General features: G+C 47.1%; 2 protein-coding genes and 1 pseudogene (1 of these 3 cut by a window edge). 2 read left to right on the top strand and 1 reads right to left on the bottom strand.

The window, feature by feature from the left end:
* Window positions 1-8: 8 nt before the first annotated feature.
* Window positions 9-8,264: an SDR family NAD(P)-dependent oxidoreductase gene (locus PMI05_RS02545; protein WP_007716801.1), complete on the top strand. Its 8,256-nt coding sequence runs from the start codon at window positions 9-11 to the stop codon at window positions 8,262-8,264.
* Between the two features lie 332 nt (window positions 8,265-8,596).
* On the opposite strand, the pseudogene PMI05_RS31730 reads toward PMI05_RS02545, so the two are convergent.
* Window positions 8,597-8,779: pseudogene (locus PMI05_RS31730) on the bottom strand (hypothetical protein); the annotation flags it as partial.
* Here PMI05_RS31730 and PMI05_RS02540 point away from each other — a divergent pair.
* A protein-coding gene (locus PMI05_RS02540; RefSeq protein WP_369751182.1) for an SDR family NAD(P)-dependent oxidoreductase crosses the window boundary here: on the top strand, window positions 8,726-17,892 show its 5' portion. The gene runs 2,284 nt beyond the window's last position; only the first 9,167 of its 11,451 coding nucleotides appear in the window; its start codon is at window positions 8,726-8,728; the stop codon falls past the right edge of the window. The pseudogene PMI05_RS31730 and the gene PMI05_RS02540 overlap by 54 nt on opposite strands.

Below are 17,892 nucleotides of genomic sequence, written 5' to 3'. Positions count from 1 at the left end.
AGTCGAGTATGAAGGTACTTTTTCATTCATTTCATGATATAGAAACCATAGTGAAAGAAGTAATGACCGACTTATTAAAAGATACGACGAATCCCTTGGATTTCGATAAAAGCTTTGTGGAACTAGGTATCAGCTCGGTTTTGTCTGTAGAAATGGTAGAGATGATTAATGAAAAACTAGGCATTGACTTGGGGATTGAGGTCGTTTTTGATCATGAGAATACCAAGCAACTAGCCACGCATATTATCGAAAAATATCAGGAAATCGCTCCAACAACAGATCGTACCCAGGCCGATAACGGTTCATCAACGATTGCGAGCAAGATAGGTAAAATCATTGCTCAGCTATTGGATACACCTGTGGAAACCTTGAATTTCGATAAAAGTTTCATCGAGCTGGGCATTAATTCTGTGTTGGCGGTCGAATTAATAGAAGCAATCAATGCTGACTTGGGGATTCATCTTGGCGTAGAAGTGATTTTTGATTATACAGAGGTGGACGAGCTGGCTGCATATATCTCTCTGCAATTTGCAACAGAGATGGCAGTAGAAGACAGCCAAATCCTGCCTATTGTTTTCGAAAACGAACGGAATCATTCGAATCATACAAGAAACGAAATTCGCCACTCCGATATCGCGATCATCGGAATAGCGGGCAGATTTGCTGGCTCGGATTCAGTGGAAGAGTTCTGGGAGCATCTTGCTTCTGGCGACAGTTGCATCGAGGAAATATCGCGCAGTGGTTGGGCAGCAGATCAATATTACGGCGGGCTTCTCAAGGACATTGATCAATTTGATGCATCCTTTTTCAATATTTCCTCTGATGAAGCAAAAAGTATGGACCCTCAACAACGGTTGTTCCTGCAAGAATCCTATAAAGCTTTTGAAGATAGCGGATACTCTGGTGAACTGTTATCAGGGAGAAAAGTAGGTGTGTTTGTCGGGGGGCGCCATTCAGACTATAAAGAGAAATCCATGTTGGCCGAAGGCGTCTCTTCACAAACGATGCTAGGCAATGAAATGTCGATGCTAGGGGCAAGACTCTCCTACTTTTTAAATCTCAAAGGACCAAGTCTTGCAGTAGATACAGCTTGTTCCTCTGCTTTGGTAGCCATTCATTTAGCCTGCGACAGTCTTCGCAGGGGAGAAACCGAAATGGCTCTTGCAGGTGGAGTGGCGATTCACAGCTCCCCTGAATTTTTTGTGATGTCCTCCAAAATGGGAGTGGTCTCACCCGACGGGACATGCAACACCTTTGATAATGATGCAAATGGCATGGTGTTTGGAGAAGGAGTTGGAGCAGTCGTACTGAAGCCAGTTGCGCAAGCAATGGCAGATGGCGACCATATTTATGCTGTCATCAAGGGCTCGACTGTGAATCAGACAGGAAAGTCAAACGGGATTACAGCACCGAGCATGCTTGCCCAAAAAGAATTGATTGTGGATGCCTATGAAAATGCAGGGGTTGATCCGGAGACGATCAGTTATATCGAAACACATGGGACAGGAACGCAACTGGGTGACCCTATTGAAGTGAAGGCATTGATTGAAGCATTTCGTTCGTTCACGGATAAAGCACAATTTTGCGCGATTGGGTCACATAAGCCCAACATCGGTCACACCACGATGACATCGGGATTGGCAAGTTTGTTTAAAGTTATCATGGCGATGAAACATAAGAAGATCGCGCCGACGATCAGCGTCAAGGAAGTCAATAAGCATATCAAATTGAACGGAAGTCCCTTTTTCATCAATACCGAGCTCATAGAATGGAATACCAGTGAGGAGACTCCGCGAAGAGCGGGTGTGAGCGCTTTAGGATCGAACGGAACCAATTGTCATCTGATTATGGAAGAAGCGCCGACAGTACAACCGCAATCAAGCAGTAAGCAAGTAGGAGCGTATTACTTGTTCCCGTTTTCAGCCAAGAGCGAGTCAGCTCTCACGCAAAAACTGGATGAAATGTCCCAATGGTTAGCAAAAGAAGCGGGACGTTTTCACGAACAAGATATTTCCTATACCTTGTTCACAGGAAGAAGTCATTTTTCGCACCGTTGCATGTTTATTGCCAAAGACGTAAATGAATTGCGGCAAAAAATTGCGGAAGTTAAAGAAACGGGAACATCTGCTGATTATTTTGTCCAGTATGAAATCGATTCCGTGCGGCTAGAAAAGAGCATGAAAGAGTTCGGAGAAAAATTAATGGAAGAAGTAGCAGAGATCAGTTCGCTATCCACCCACGCAAGGAAAGAGAAGCTGTCCATGCTTGCTGATTTATTTGTAAAAGGTTACAAGCTGGATTGGCGTTCCTTATATAAAAACGGCAGATACACCCGAGTGTCTCTGCCAGCCTATCCATTTAAAGGGGAACGCTATTGGCTTCCCAAAACCGAGAGACAGGGTCGCTTGCCCAATACCCACCCCGAATTGTGGAAGGAGATGGATGAGCTTCTCTGCAAGTTGTTATGGGGGCAAATGCAGTCCATCGGTTGGTTTACTGACAAGAGTGTGAATGTCGCCGACCTCAAGGTGAAAACAGGTTTCCAGCACCGTTATGAAAAATGGATGGAAGAAAGTATGGCGATGTTAACTCGTCGTGGCTATCTCGATGGCTATGATGGAGAGCAATGCCTGGTGGTTGATCCGACTTTGATCGAGGTAGAAGCTGTATGGGAAGAATGGGATCGACGTAAGGTGGCATGGCGTGAGGATGCCAATCTGGAAGTGCGGATAAGATTGCTGGAAGCTACGATGAAATCTCTGCCGCACATTGTAACAGGTCAGAAACTTGCTACGGATGTCATGTTTCCAGGCTCTTCTATGGAATTGGTGCAACATATTTATAAAAATAATCCGGTGGCAGATCACTACAATGAAGTGCTCGCAGAAACAGTCGCAAGCTATGTGGAAGAACGCTTGAAAAAAGATCCTTCTGCAAAAATTCGCATCATAGAGATTGGTGCGGGGACGGGCGGAACGAGCACGTTTGTCTTTGAAAAGCTGAAGCCTTATCAGCAGTTTATAGAAGAATATTGCTATACCGACATCTCCAAAGCATTTTTGATGTTCGCACAAAAGGAATATGGATCGCACGTTCCGTATCTGACCTATCAAATTTTTAATGTGGAAGCGTCTTTTGCTGAGCAAGGAATTCGAGAGGGCTATTACGATCTGGTGATTGCGGCTAATGTGTTGCATGCCACCAAAGATATTCGCAAAACCTTGCGCCATACCAAAGCTGTTTTGCGAGAAAACGGTTTGGTTCTTTTAAATGAGATTAGCAGTAATACCTTGTTCCTTCATCTGACCTTTGGTCTTTTGGAGGGCTGGTGGCTGTCTGAAGATACGGATGTACGTATTCCTGGTTCTCCTGCCTTAACACCGACATGCTGGCAAACGGTACTGGAAAATGAAGGATTTCACTCGATCTCTTTTCCAGCTCAGGAAGCGCATGATCTGGGACAACAGATTGTCCTTGGAAACAGCGATGGCGTCCTTCACCCTGATGTTCGCGTCGGTGCGAGCGTTTCGCCTATCGCACGCGAGACGGTTCAGCAGGCAAAAGCAGAAGGGAAAGTATCTTCGCAGCCAGCATCCCAAAACATCCCAAGCCAGTCTGTGGTGACCGAGCAGACGGTGACGGATTATGTGAAGGATATGATTATTGAAAAGCTGGTCACTGCATTGGAAGTCGATGTCGATTCGATCGATGTGGACGAGCCTTTCAGAGATTATGGATTGGATTCCATTCTTGGCGTTAGATTGGTTCAAGAGATCAATCAAGCACTGGTGATTGAAATTGAGACGACGATTCTTTTTGATTACAGTACAGTAAATCAACTTACAAGCTATATTTTGTCTGAGTACAAAGCGGTCATTGCTCAAGCGTTAGGGCAGAAGATCAGTCTATCTGAGCAGAGGGAAGATTCCGTCTCTACTATTCAGACCGAGCCATTCATTCAAACAGCTCCTATGCTTTCAGAGGAAAAAGGGAGCGTGTCAGAAAAAGCTTCGTTCCTGACTGAACCTATTGCGATTATTGGAATGAGCGGTACGTTTGCCTCATCTGGCAACGCTCATGACTTGTGGGATCACTTGGTGAACGGTTCGGATTTGCTTGCGAAAGTGACTCGCTGGGATTTATCAGCGTACGGCCTGGATGAGGCAGAGGGTTATCAATACGGCGGGCTTGTAGAAAATATTGACTTGTTTGATCCGCTTTTTTTCAACATCTCCGGTCTGGAAGCTGATTATATGGACCCGCAGCAACGATTCTTTTTAGAGGAATCCTGGAAAGCGCTGGAGGATGCTGGCTATGCGGGTCAAGGCGTGCAAGGAATCCAATGCGGCGTCTACGCAGGGTGTGCCAAAGGTGATTACGATCGTCTTGTGGGTGAGAATCCTCCTGCCCAAGCTTTCTGGGGAAATATGGAGTCCATTGTGCCTGCTCGGGTTGCTTATCATCTGGACTTACAGGGACCTGCCGTCGCGATTGATACGGCTTGCTCCAGTTCCTTGGTGGCGATTCATATGGCGTGCCAAGCCTTGCGGACAGGTGAGGTCGACATGGCATTGGCAGGTGGTGTCTTCATTCAATCTACGCCAGGATTTTATTTGTCTGCCAAGCGAGCAGGTATGCTGTCACCGACAGGACGCTGCCATACGTTTGATGAGCGTGCAGATGGCTTTGCGACGGGGGAAGGCGCTGGTGTCGTTGTACTGAAACGTCTCTCGGAAGCAATCGCTTGCGGTGACCATATTTATGGTGTCATTCGAGGCTCGGGAATCAATCAGGATGGGACGACAAATGGGATTACAGCGCCGAGTGCGAAATCTCAGGAGCGCTTGGAACGCAATGTCTACGATACATTCGACATCAATCCTGAGCAAATTACGATGGTCGAGGCTCATGGAACAGGGACCAAGTTGGGAGATCCGATTGAGTATCAAGCGCTCACTCGCGCTTTTCGGGCCTATACGGATAAAAAAGAATTTTGTGCGATTGGATCGATCAAGACGAATATTGGTCATACCCAGATCGCAGCAGGCGTTGCAGGGGTCATCAAAATCCTTTTGTCATTGAAACACAAACAAATAGCGCCATCCCTACATTTTGAAGCAGGGAACGCCAACATTAAGTTTGCAGATAGCCCTTTTTATGTCAATACAAGCTTGAAGGAATGGTCAGTGGAGCCGCGAGCCAAACGTTGTGCGGCGATCAGTTCCTTTGGAGCCAGCGGTACAAATGCGCACATGGTAATCGAAGAGGCGCCTCTGATAGAGCGGAATCATGCGAAAAAGCCGGGCTATTTGATTGTGTTGACGGCGCGCACGTTTGAACAGCTACGCCAGCAGGTTGCCCAATTGCTTTCGTTTTGTGAACAAGCACCGGAGACAGATTGTGGAAATATCAGCTATACGCTGTTAGTAGGCAGAAAGCATTTCCATCACCGCTTCTCTTGCATTGTTCAGCATACAGCAGAGCTTGTTCAGCTTTTGAAAAAGTGGCTGGAAACAGGAAAAGCATCCCAGACTTTTGTTTCCGAGTTACATGAAAAAGATCATCGGGAACAAACCGCATTGAAACGTTACGGAAATCAAAGCATCGAGAATCTGCATGTGACGAGTCAGGCGAGCGAATATTTGGAACAGTTGTCTGTGATCGCGGAATTGTTTGTGCAGGGATATGGATTAGACTATGACAAGCTGTTTGCGAACGATCAGTATTCTCGTATTTCACTTCCCACGTATCCTTTTGCCAAGGAACGCCATTGGGTACTGGAGAGTGAAACAAAAGCAAATGTAAGGGGAACGGCAAATAACACCACAGCATCCGTGATACATCCCATGCTGCATCAGAACACTTCTACTTTCTCCGAGCAACGGTTTAGCTCCACCTTTACGGGAGAAGAGTTTTTCTTGGCGGATCACGTAGTCAAAGGGCAGCGGGTGTTGCCGGGAGTTGCCTATCTGGAGATGGCAAGAACCGCTATGGAGCACGCTGTAGGAGAGAACGTCCACGGGGATACGGCAATTAAACTACAAAATGTCGTATGGGCTCGTCCGATCGTTGTAGGTGATCAGCCTGTTCGGGTACATACGGGTCTCGTTCTCGAAGAAGATGGTGAGGTATCCTACCAAATCTATAGCGAGGCAGAGGGCAGTGATGCCGAGATCGTGGTACACAGTCAAGGAAATGCTGTGCTTACCCCGCACTCGGAGTTGCAAATGCTTGATTTGCCTGTTTTGCAAGAGCAGTGCAACGAGCAGGTGATTTCATCCGAGGAATTCTATGAGTTCTTCAGAGCAATTCACATTGATTATGGACCCGGACATAAAGGAATAGACAAGGTATATGTCGGGCCTGGACAAGTCTTGGCAAAGCTGGTTCTACCGTTATCGGTCACCGGCTCAGAGGATCAGTTTGTCTTGCATCCAAGCTTGATGGATTCCGCTTTGCAGGCCTCTGTGGAGTTGACGCTTTCTTCCCGTCGCGTGATGTCGTCGGATAGTATGGCAAAACGCAAGCCCGTGATGCCTTTTGCCCTGGAGGAGATTGAAATCATCAGCCCGTGCACCTCTGAGATGTGGGCATATGTGCGCTACAGCGACGGCAGCCAAGCAGGGGATAAGGTAGAAAAATACGATATGGATCTATGTGATGAAACTGGAACGATTTGTGTACGAATGAAGGGATTCACATCTCGGGTACTGGAAAGAGAGATTCAAACAGATCGTACAGCAACAAAAGCGGCAGTTGAGACATCCAGCGAATCGCTGATTGGAACCATGCTGCTCAGTCCTGTATGGGAAGAGGTTGCGATGGACCGTGGTTTGGAAACGCCACTTGCAAGCGATCAGATTCTGATTGTTTGTGCAGATGACGAGAACCGAAGTCTTGTTCAACAACGCTATCCTCGTGCAGCTGTTATGGAGATTACGCCCGCAGATAGTATGGATGAAATAGCGGTGAAGCTGGAGCAGATTGGTTTGATTGATCATATCATCTGGATTGCGCCATGGATTGATTTGAAATACCTGGCAGAAGAGGCACTTATCATCGAGCAGGAGCGCGGTGTATTTCATGTGTTTCGCTTGCTAAAAGCCCTGCTCAAATTGGGCTACGATACCAAGGAGCTAGGATGGAGTCTCGTAACCTTCCAGACCCAACCGATTCATCAAAACGATGTGGTCAACCCTATTCATGCCAGCCTTTACGGATTAGTCGGTTCGATGGCAAAAGAATACACAAACTGGCGTATCCGACTTGTTGATCTGGAAGCTGGTCGTGCTTGGCCAATGGAGGAGGTTTTCACACTTCCGCCAGATGCTGAGGGGAATGCATCGGTTTACCGCGGAGGGAAATGGTATCGTCAGGAATTGATTCCATTGCGTCAACCACAATGGGAACAGGCTTCCTACAGACAGGGTGGAGTCTATGTGGTGATTGGAGGTGCTGGCGGTATTGGCGAAGTCTGGAGCGAATACATGATTAGCACGTATCAAGCGCAAATCATCTGGATTGGACGCCGAGAAAAGAATGCAGAAATCCAAGCCAAAGTGGACCGACTGGCTACCCTCGGACCTGCTCCTGTCTATATTTCGGCGGATGCGACGAATCGCAAGTCCTTGTATTTTGCCTATGAAGAGATCAAAAAGCGATATAAACAAGTAAACGGAGTCATTCATTCCGCGATTGTCCTGCTAGATAAAAGTCTTGCAAATATGGACGAAGATCGCTTCCGTGCCGGACTTTCGGCAAAGGTAGATGTAAGCGTGCGGATTGCTCAAGTATTTGATCGGGAGCCATTGGATTTTGTCATGTTCTTCTCATCGATCAACTCATTTACTAAGTCGCCTGGACAAAGCAATTATGCGTCAGGTTGTACGTTTAAAGATATATTCGCGCACCAGATTTCGTTGCATAGCCTCAGTGCAGTGAAGGTGATGAATTGGGGATACTGGGCGAACGTAGGCATTGTTGCCACCAAGGATTATCAAGAGAGGATGGCACAGGCAGGATTAGGCTCCATTGAACCTCGCGAAGCGATGGCGGCCTTGGAAAACCTGCTTGCTGGACCGATGAATCAGGTCGCGTTGGTGAAGACAACGAAATCACAGGCCATGCTTACGATAAATCCGGATAAATCAATTCACATCTATCCAGAAAAACTGGTATCGCACATCGAACGTGTAAAGAATGATATGCCCAAATTAGAGTTTTCGTCTCAACGCAGACGATCTGAAATGGAGGCTTATAAATGAATACAATGGATAAGCTTCTCAGTGAACTACTCTATGGTCAATTACAATCAATGGGGTTGTTCACGGTAAAAAACCAGACAATAGCAGAACTCAAAGCCAAATTGCATGACAAGTACGGCAAATGGCTGGAAGAAAGCATAGCCGTTCTCGTGCAAAACCAATATCTTGCCTACGATGGAGAGTCACTCATCGCAAACGATGCCACCCCTATCAATCTCGATACAGTATGGAAAAAATGGGAGAATGAAAAAACAGCATGGCTCAACGACCCGAATAGTAAAGCTCAGGTGATTCTGGTAGAGGCAACCATGCGTGTACTGCCAGAGATTTTACTAGGAAAGATTCCCGCTACAGAGATCATGTTTCCTAATTCCTCGATGGAATTGGTGGAAGGGATTTATAAACACAACGAGGTTGCAGACTACTTTAACGAAGTGCTCGCCAATACAATTGTTACCTATATGAAGCAGCGTACGGAGCAAGATGCTTCTGCACGGATTCGAATTTTGGAAATCGGGGCAGGTACAGGTGGAACTAGTGCGATCGTACTGCCAAGGCTAAAACCCTTTCAGGAGAATATCGAGGAATATTGTTATACCGATCTTTCGCAAGCCTTTTTACTTCACGCCGAAAAAGAGTACGGAGCCGAAAATCCATATCTCACGTATCGGATTTTTAACGTGGAAAAGCCTGTGGAGGAACAGGATATCGCTGCGGACACCTATGATCTGGTGATTGCCACAAACGTATTGCATGCTACGAAAAATATTAGCCAAACCTTACACCACGCCAAAACAACTTTACAGAAAAATGGCTTACTGATTCTAAATGAGTTGACCAGCAATACCTTGTTTGCTCACTTGACGTTTGGCTTGCTGGATGGTTGGTGGCGCTATGATGATCCAGAATGGCGTATTCCCGGCTGCCCCTTGTTAACGGTTCAAACATGGCAAAAGGTGTTGAAGAAGGTAGGATACCGATCTGTTTTCTTGCCAGCAGAAGAGCAATTGGATTTATGCCAACAGATTATTGTTGCAGAAAGTGATGGGGTTATTCGTCGCAGCAGTCAACCGAGGCAGTCGGCGGTTACAGTTGCGTATTCGCCTGCAAAAAAGCAAGCCTCAAAGCTGAAGGCGAAGCCACTCAAAAAACAAGTGCCTGTACGCACAACACCAGCAAAAAAGTCAGGCAGAGTCACTGAGGAATTGCTTCGAGAAAAAAGTACAGCTTATATCAAAAAGTTAATGGGTGAAACGCTTAGAATTCCAACCCAACAGATTAAATCATCAGCTCCATTAGAGCAATATGGGATTGATTCGATTCTGGTTGTGCAATTGACCAATTCGCTTCGCAAAGATTTTGCGAATATGAGCAGTACGATATTTTTCGAGTATCAAACGATTGATGCCTTGGTAGAGTATCTCATAGAGACGCAAAAGGAAGCGTTGATCAACGTAATAGGATTAGAAGCACAAGAAGCAATTGACGAAACATACCAGAACGAGATAGAGAATGAGGAAGTAACCGTCTCTGCTTCAACGGCGTACACCAATCTTCCTGTGAGAAAAACGAGACGCTTTTTATCCGTTCGGGAACAAGAGAGCAAGGAATCCATTTCGCCTTCATCTGTGGTGCGGGATGTGGCGATCATCGGTCTTTCCGGGCGTTATCCGCAGGCGAAAAATGTGGATGAATTCTGGAATCATTTAAAAGAGGGGAAAAACTGCATTTCCGAAATCCCTAAGGATCGCTGGGATTGGAAGAACTATTTTGACGAAGAAAAAGGCAAAAAGGAATCTATGTATACAAAATGGGGCGGATTTATCGATGATATGGATAAATTCGATCCCTTATTTTTTCAAATCTCTCCAAAAGAAGCCGAGGAGATGGACCCGCAAGAACGGTTATTTTTACAAGAAGCCTATGCGAGTATTGAGGACGCTGGATATACGCCTACAACTCTGTGTGAAAGCAGAAAAGTAGGCGTTTTTGTCGGCGTGATGAATGGCAATTATCCGACGGGAGCCACTTATTGGTCGATCGCGAATCGACTCTCTTATCTATTAAACTTTCAAGGTCCAAGTGTGGCGGTGGATACGGCTTGCTCCGCTTCTCTCACAGCGATTCATTTCGCCTTGGAAAGTTTGTACAACGGTACTAGCGAGTGTGCAATCGCAGGGGGAGTCAATCTCATTGTCGATCCTGTCCACTATATGAAATTGTCAGCTTTGACGATGCTCTCTCCTTCGAATCAATGCAAGTCCTTCGGCGATCAAGCGGACGGCTTTGTGGATGGAGAGGGTGTGGGCGCTATCGTCTTGAAGCCTTTGGATAAGGCGATAGCCGATGGTGACCATATTTACGGAGTCATCAAAGGCAGCATGATGAATACCGGTGGGAAAACGAATGGCTATACCGTCCCTAATCCGCAGGCGCAGGCGCAATTAGTGGCAGATGCCTTACAACGTGCCAAAGTACATGCAAGAACGGTCAGTTATCTGGAAGCACACGGAACAGGAACGGAGCTGGGAGACCCGATCGAGGTTGCTGGACTTACTCGCGCCTTTGAAAAAGACACCCAGGACAAGCAGTTCTGTGCATTGGGATCAGCGAAGTCGAATATTGGACATTGTGAAAGTGCGGCAGGGATTGCTGGCGTAACAAAAATATTATTGCAGCTGAAGCACGCGCAATTAGTGCCGTCCTTACATTCCCGCACGCTCAATCCCAATATTGATTTCACCAAGACTCCGTTTGTGGTTCAGCAAGAGTTGGCGGAATGGAAACGACCGATCGTTGAGATGAATGGCACAACCAATGAATATCCACGAATTGCAGGGATTTCCTCGTTTGGTGCAGGGGGAAGCAATGCCCATGTGATTATTGAAGAATATATTCAGGAAGAGCAACAGCGATCCAGTAGGAAGATCACACTTCAGAACCCGGCTATTCTTGTTTTGTCAGCAAAGAATGCGGAGAGATTGTATGAGAAAGCACAGCAGTTGTTAGCCTTTATCCAAGATCACTCCTTATCCGATGCGAGCTTAGCCGACATGGCGTACACGCTTCAGGTAGGACGTGTAGCTATGGAAGAGCGTCTTGCTGTCCTTGCTGGCTCTGTGAAGGAGTTGCAACAAAAACTAACAGCTTATGTAGAAGGGCAAGAGCATATTGCTGATTTGTATCGTGGGCAGGTAAACCGAAATCAGGAAATGCTGGATATTTTGACGTCCGATGATGAATGGGAAGAAACGATTGCGAGATGGATGGAACGCGGTAAATACAGCAAGCTTCTCGACCTGTGGGTGAAGGGCTTACCTATCGATTGGAACCAGCTTTATCAGGAAGAGCAACCAAGTCGTATCAGCTTGCCGACGTATCCTTTTGCCAAGGAATCTTATTGGATCAAAGCCAAGTCTGTTAGCAGTAGCGCAGGGGCGGGCTCGATTCATCCTTTATTGCACCAAAATACATCTCATTTCATGGAGCAGCGGTTTAGCTCCACGTTTACGGGACAGGAGTTTTTCCTGACTGACCATGTTATTAAGGGGCAACGTGTCTTGCCAAGTGCGGCTTATCTGGAGATGGCACGGGCAGCAATACAGCTGGCGACGGGAGGTCTTGATTCGGAGCAAGAACAGGAAGGACTTCGTTTCAAAAATGTGGTCTGGACTCAACCTTTGGCTGTTGGGGCAGAACCCGTTCAGGCACATATCGAACTCTATCCTGAGGCGAATGGTGAGATTGTTTTTGAAATTTACAGCGATAGCAAGGAAGATCAGAATCAAACGACGGAGATTGTACACAGTCAGGGAAGTGCCATGTTGTGCTCGATTCCAGATATTCCATCATTCGATCTCACCGTATTGCAGGAACAGTGCAAGATAAGCACACTCAGCGCGGAACAATGCTATGAGGCTTTCAAAAAGATGGGAGTCGACTATGGGCCTGCACATCGTGGGATAGAGCAAATTTTGATCGGTCAGGGGCAGGTGCTGGCGAAGCTGTCGCTCCCTTCTTCGGTGGTGAAGACCCAAGGGCAATTTGGTCTGCATCCGAGTTTGCTCGACGCAGCTCTACAGGCGTCACTTGGCTTGATGATAGCAACGAGTGATTTTTCGCTCATACTTCCCTTTGCTCTTGAGGAATTGGAGATCGTAGGTGCTTGCTCCGCTTCCATGTGGGCACTCATTCGTTACAGTGAGGGCAGTAAAGCTGGAGATAAAGTGGAGAAGTTTGATATCGACTTGTGTGACGAGAACGGGAATGTCCGTGTGCGGATGAAGGGCTTTTCTACGCGCAAGATCGCAAATGAATCTGTTGGATCAGGAGTAGAAGCGCCAAAAGCTGCCGTTACTTTCAAAGAGGAGAAGGCAGTAGATTCCTCCTCACTGATGGAACAGGCAACCCCTTATTTTAAAAAGCTGCTTTCCTCCGTCATCAAATTGCCAGCAACTAAAATGGAAGCAGACGCCTCGTTGGAAAAATACGGTGTCGATTCCATTGTGGCTATGCAGATGACCAAGGAGTTAGAAAAACGATTTGGTTCGTTACCAAAAACGCTATTTTTTGAATACCAAACGATTAAAGAATTAACAGGGTATTTCCTTGAAAACTACCGTGAAAATCTGATGCATATTCTGGGGATGGGGGAACATGCGGAAGCCCCCCTCACGCAAGAACCAGAAGCAACGTTTGTGGACGAAAGGACAGCACAGACAGAGCGCAGGAGCAAAAAACGCAAGTCTCAGCGATTCGCGTCCCTGCGCATGGAAAAACAACGAGAAAAAGGAGCGTTGGACATCGCCATTATTGGTGTTTCTGGACGCTATCCGCAAGCTTGGAATATACAAGACTTTTGGAAAAATCTGCGTGACGGCAAGGATTGTATTACCGAAATCCCAAAAGACCGTTGGGATCACAGTCTGTACTTTGATGAAGCGAAGGACAAGATCGGTAAGACGTATTCCAAATGGGGCGGCTTCATAGACGGTGTCGATCAATTTGATCCGTTGTTCTTCCATATCTCCCCACGGGAAGCGGAGCTGATGGACCCGCAGGAGCGGTTATTTTTACAGTGCGTCTATGAAACGATAGAGGATGCAGGGTATACGCGCGATGCTCTTGGCAAGCACGAAGGCTTGGGAGGCAATGTAGGGGTTTACGTAGGCGTTATGTACGAGGAATATCAGCTCTATGCGTCCGCTGAACAGGCGTTGGGCAGAGCGCTTACGATTGCGGGAAGTCCAGCTTCCATCGCGAACCGCGTCTCCTATTTTTGCAATTTCCACGGTCCGAGCATGGCGGTCGATACGATGTGTTCTTCTTCGTTGACGGGAATTCATTTAGCGTGTCACAGCTTGCAACGCGGTGAATGTGAGGTTGCGATCGCAGGTGGTGTGAATGTTTCTATTCATCCAAACAAATATTTGTATTTGTCGCAGGGCAAGTTCGCCTCCAGCAAAGGACGATGCGAAAGCTTTGGGGAAGGCGGCGACGGCTATGTACCTGGCGAAGGAGTCGGAGCGGTATTGCTCAAACCTCTGGCAAGAGCAATCGCTGATGGAGACCACATCTATGGTGTGATCAAAGGAAGCGCCATTAATCATGGTGGAAAAACGAACGGTTATACGGTTCCCAATCCTCATTCTCAATCAAGAGTGATTCGTCGAGCTTTTGAAGAAGCAGGAATTCACCCGCGAACAGTCAGCTATATAGAGGCACACGGTACAGGGACTTCTTTAGGAGACCCCATTGAAATTGCCGGATTGACGAAGACCTTTCAGGAATACACGAAGGAGAAACAGTTCTGCGCGATTGGTTCGGCCAAGTCAAATATCGGGCATGGTGAAAGTGCGGCAGGGATAGCAGGCGTGACCAAGATATTGCTGCAAATGAAATACAAGAGGCTAGTTCCGTCCCTGCATTCCAGCACAATTAACCCGAACATTGATTTCAGCAAGACTCCATTTGTGGTGCAGCAAGAGCTGGCAGAATGGAAGCGACCCGTGATTGAAATCAATGGAGTAACGAAAGAATATCCGAGGATTGCGGGGATATCCTCCTTTGGTGCGGGAGGGGCTAATGCTCATCTCGTCATGGAAGAATACATCGAAGAGGAACACCGCCCACCAATCAGCATCTCGGCAAAAAATCCAGTTGTCATCGTATTGTCAGCGAAGAACAAAAACCGTCTTCGGGAGCAGGCGCAGCGGTTGTTGTCTGCTATTCGGGAGCAAGTGCTAACGGACAACGAACTAGCAGAGATTGCCTATACTCTCCAAGTAGGACGCGAGGCGATGGAAGAGCGGTTTGCTGTGACCGTCACGTCGATCTCCGAGATTGAAGCAAAGCTAACGAGTTATCTGGAAGATGAGGATGATAGACAAGACCTGTTCTTGGGTCAGGTAAAGCGGAATAAAGAAACGATGGATGTTTTTGCCGCAGATGAGGATTTACAACAGGCAATCGATACATGGATCACCAAAGGGAAATACGCAAAGATCTTGCAGATGTGGGTACAGGGACTGATTTTTGACTGGAACAGACTCTACGGGGATACGAAGCCTCGTCGAATCAGCTTACCTGCGTATCCTTTTGCAAGAGAGCGCTATTGGCTGCCAAAGGTGGAGTCACAAGATACTGGTCTTATCGCAGCAGGAGCGCTGGCTACCCTTCATCCCATGCTGCATCAAAATACGTCTACACTTTCGGAACAACGGCACAGTTCGACGTTTACAGGACAGGAGTTTTTCCTTAGAGATCATGTCGTGAAGGGGCAAAAGGTCTTGCCTGGGGTAGCTTATCTAGAGATGGCACGAGTAGCTGTGGATTTGGCAGCAGGTGTTCGATCTGATAACCAGTCGGCGATTCAATTGAAAAATATCGTGTGGGCGAAACCGGTTATCGTGGAAGATGCACCGATCCAAGTACACACGGGACTATATCCGGAAGAGAATGGTGAAATCGCTTTTGAAATCTACAGCCAGTCAAGGAAAGCTCAGGAGAATCTAGTAGTACATAGCCAGGGAAGAGCAGTACTACGATCAGTTATGGAAGCGCCAACGCTCGACCTTTCTGCCATTCAAGCACAATGCACAGCGAGTAGTTATAGCTTTAGCCAATGCTACGAAACGTTTCATGCGATAGGACTGACATACGGTCCATCGCACCAAGGGATTGAGAAGCTGTTTGTCGGGCCAGACCAAGTGCTAGCGAAGCTGATCTTGCCTTCCTTAGTTACGGATACAGCAGGAAAATTTGTCCTTCATCCGAGTATCATGGACGCTGCGTTACAGGCATCGCTCGGTTTTATGATGGGCACTACCGACCTTCAGCCGTCCCTGCCTTTTGCCTTAGAACAATTGAACATTTACAGTGCTTCTACAACTGCTGTATGGGCGTTGGTTCGATACAGTGACGGCCATGCAGCTACGCAAAAAGTGCAGAAGCTCGACATTGACTTGTGTGATGAGCAAGGCCAGATTTGCGTAAGCATGAAGGGATTCACAACAAGGGTGCTCGAAGGTGAAAAAGCTGCCGGAGTTGCAAAAAGTAAAGGTACAGGGGAATCAAGCAAAATCACTAGTACGTTGATGCTGCAGCCTGCTTGGATCGAAAAAGCCATTCCTAAGGAAGCCAAAGCTCCTGAATATGAACAGCATGTGGTGATGCTCTGCGAACCAGGGCAGCTTTCATGGGATAGCATTTCATCTCAGATAAACGATGCGAGATTCCTTGCATTGCAATCCGATCAGCAAGGCATAGCGGAACGATTCCAAGCGTATGCTGTTCGGGTTTTCGAAGAAATAAAAGCTCTTCTTCAAGCAAAACCAAAGGGGAAGGTACTGATTCAGATCGTTGTTCCTCTCCGATCGGAACAACGACTGTTTGCTGGATTAGCTGGTCTGTTGAAAACCGCACAGATCGAAAACCCGAAAGTAGTCGGACAGTTGATCGAAATCGATTCAACAGAAGATTCAGCGGGATTGGCGGAAAAGCTGAAAGCAAACAGCCTTTGCCCTACAGACTGCCAGATTCGCTATCAGTTAGGGAAAAGATATATAGTGGGATGGAGTGAGGTTGCTCCTCAGGTTGAAGTCAGTATGCCGTGGAAAGACAACGGGATTTATTTAATCACAGGCGGAGCAGGTGGCTTGGGACTTCTTTTTGCTGAAGAAATGGCAGCGAAAGCGTATGGCATCACCTTGATTCTGACGGGACGCTCTGCGCTGACTGAGGAGAAGCAAGCAAAGCTTCGTAAGCTTGCGGACAACGGGGCAAGAATCGAATATCGCCAAGTGGATGTCACGCAGAAACAGGCCGTGGAGGATTTGATCCAAAGTATCCAAGCAGAGTTTGGCGATCTTCACGGGATCATTCATGGAGCGGGCGTGACTCGCGACAACTTTATCTTGAAGAAAACCAAAGAAGAAGTACAAGCAGTTCTCGCGCCTAAGGTTGCGGGACTCATTCATTTAGACGAAGCGACTAAGGGACTGAATCTGGATTTCTTTGTGCTCTTTTCTTCAGCGGCTGGAAGCTTGGGCAATATGGGCCAAGCAGATTATGCGACGGCCAACGCCTTTATGGATGCCTACTCCGCTTACCGCAACGAACAGATCGCGCTAGGCGAACGGCAGGGTCAGACTATCTCCATCAATTGGCCTCTGTGGAAAGAGGGCGGAATGCAGGTAGATGAAGAGACAGAAAAGAGATTGTGGGACGACCTCGGCATGGTTGCTATGCAGACGGCTTCGGGTATCAACTGCTTGTATCGGGGGTTAGCTTCGGAACAAGATCAGTTGATGGTCATGGAAGGCGATCTTGTACGGATGAAGCAAAGGCTGATGGGGGTCTCTGTGACATCATTGACGCAAAGCGAAGTTCAGGCATCTTTGCTGAAAATGGTCGCTGATTTGCTCAAGGTTGATAGAGAGGATATAGAAATCCACGCTGAGCTCCATGAGTACGGCTTTGACCAGATTAAGCTGACCGAATTTACAAACAAGCTGAATCAAGCCTATGAGCTTGAACTTACTCCAACTGTATTGGTGGAGTACCCGACGCTTTTTGCTGTCTCGCAACACTTGATGGATGCATACCAGAATCGGTTCATACAACAGTTTCATCCAGCAGAGAGCGCAAGTACCCCTGCAAAAACGGAGAAAGAACAGCCTGTTTCCGTTGGGCAACAAGATGTGCTTCGGACAAAAGTAAGGGAGTTTCTGAAAAAGGAAATTTCTGCTGTTATCAAGCTCCCAGCTTATAAAATCGATGAGGATGCTCCGTTGGAGAAATACGGAATCGACTCGGTCATGGCGATGCAATTGACCAATCAAATGGAGAAAGCATTCGGTTCGCTGTCGAAAACGTTACTCTATGAATACCAAAACATAGAGGATTTGACAGGCTATCTTTTGGCACATCATGGAGACAAAATCATCGAAATCATGGGGGCTGGGAAAACCGTAGAGATAAGTACAGCAGAGAATGTCGCTACCGCGCTGGCCCCTACTGAATCCATAACAGACCATCGCCGTCGTTTCTCACGGTTTGTTACGCGTGAGGAGGCAAATAAACAAACACCATCTGACCTAGACATTGCCATTATTGGTGTTTCGGGTCG

Source organism: Brevibacillus sp. BC25 (assembly GCF_000282075.1).
In the GTDB taxonomy this organism is placed as follows: Bacteria; Bacillota; Bacilli; order Brevibacillales; family Brevibacillaceae; genus Brevibacillus.
Note: the sequence above shows the minus strand (reverse complement) of the source record. Positions and strands in the feature narration are given on the sequence as shown.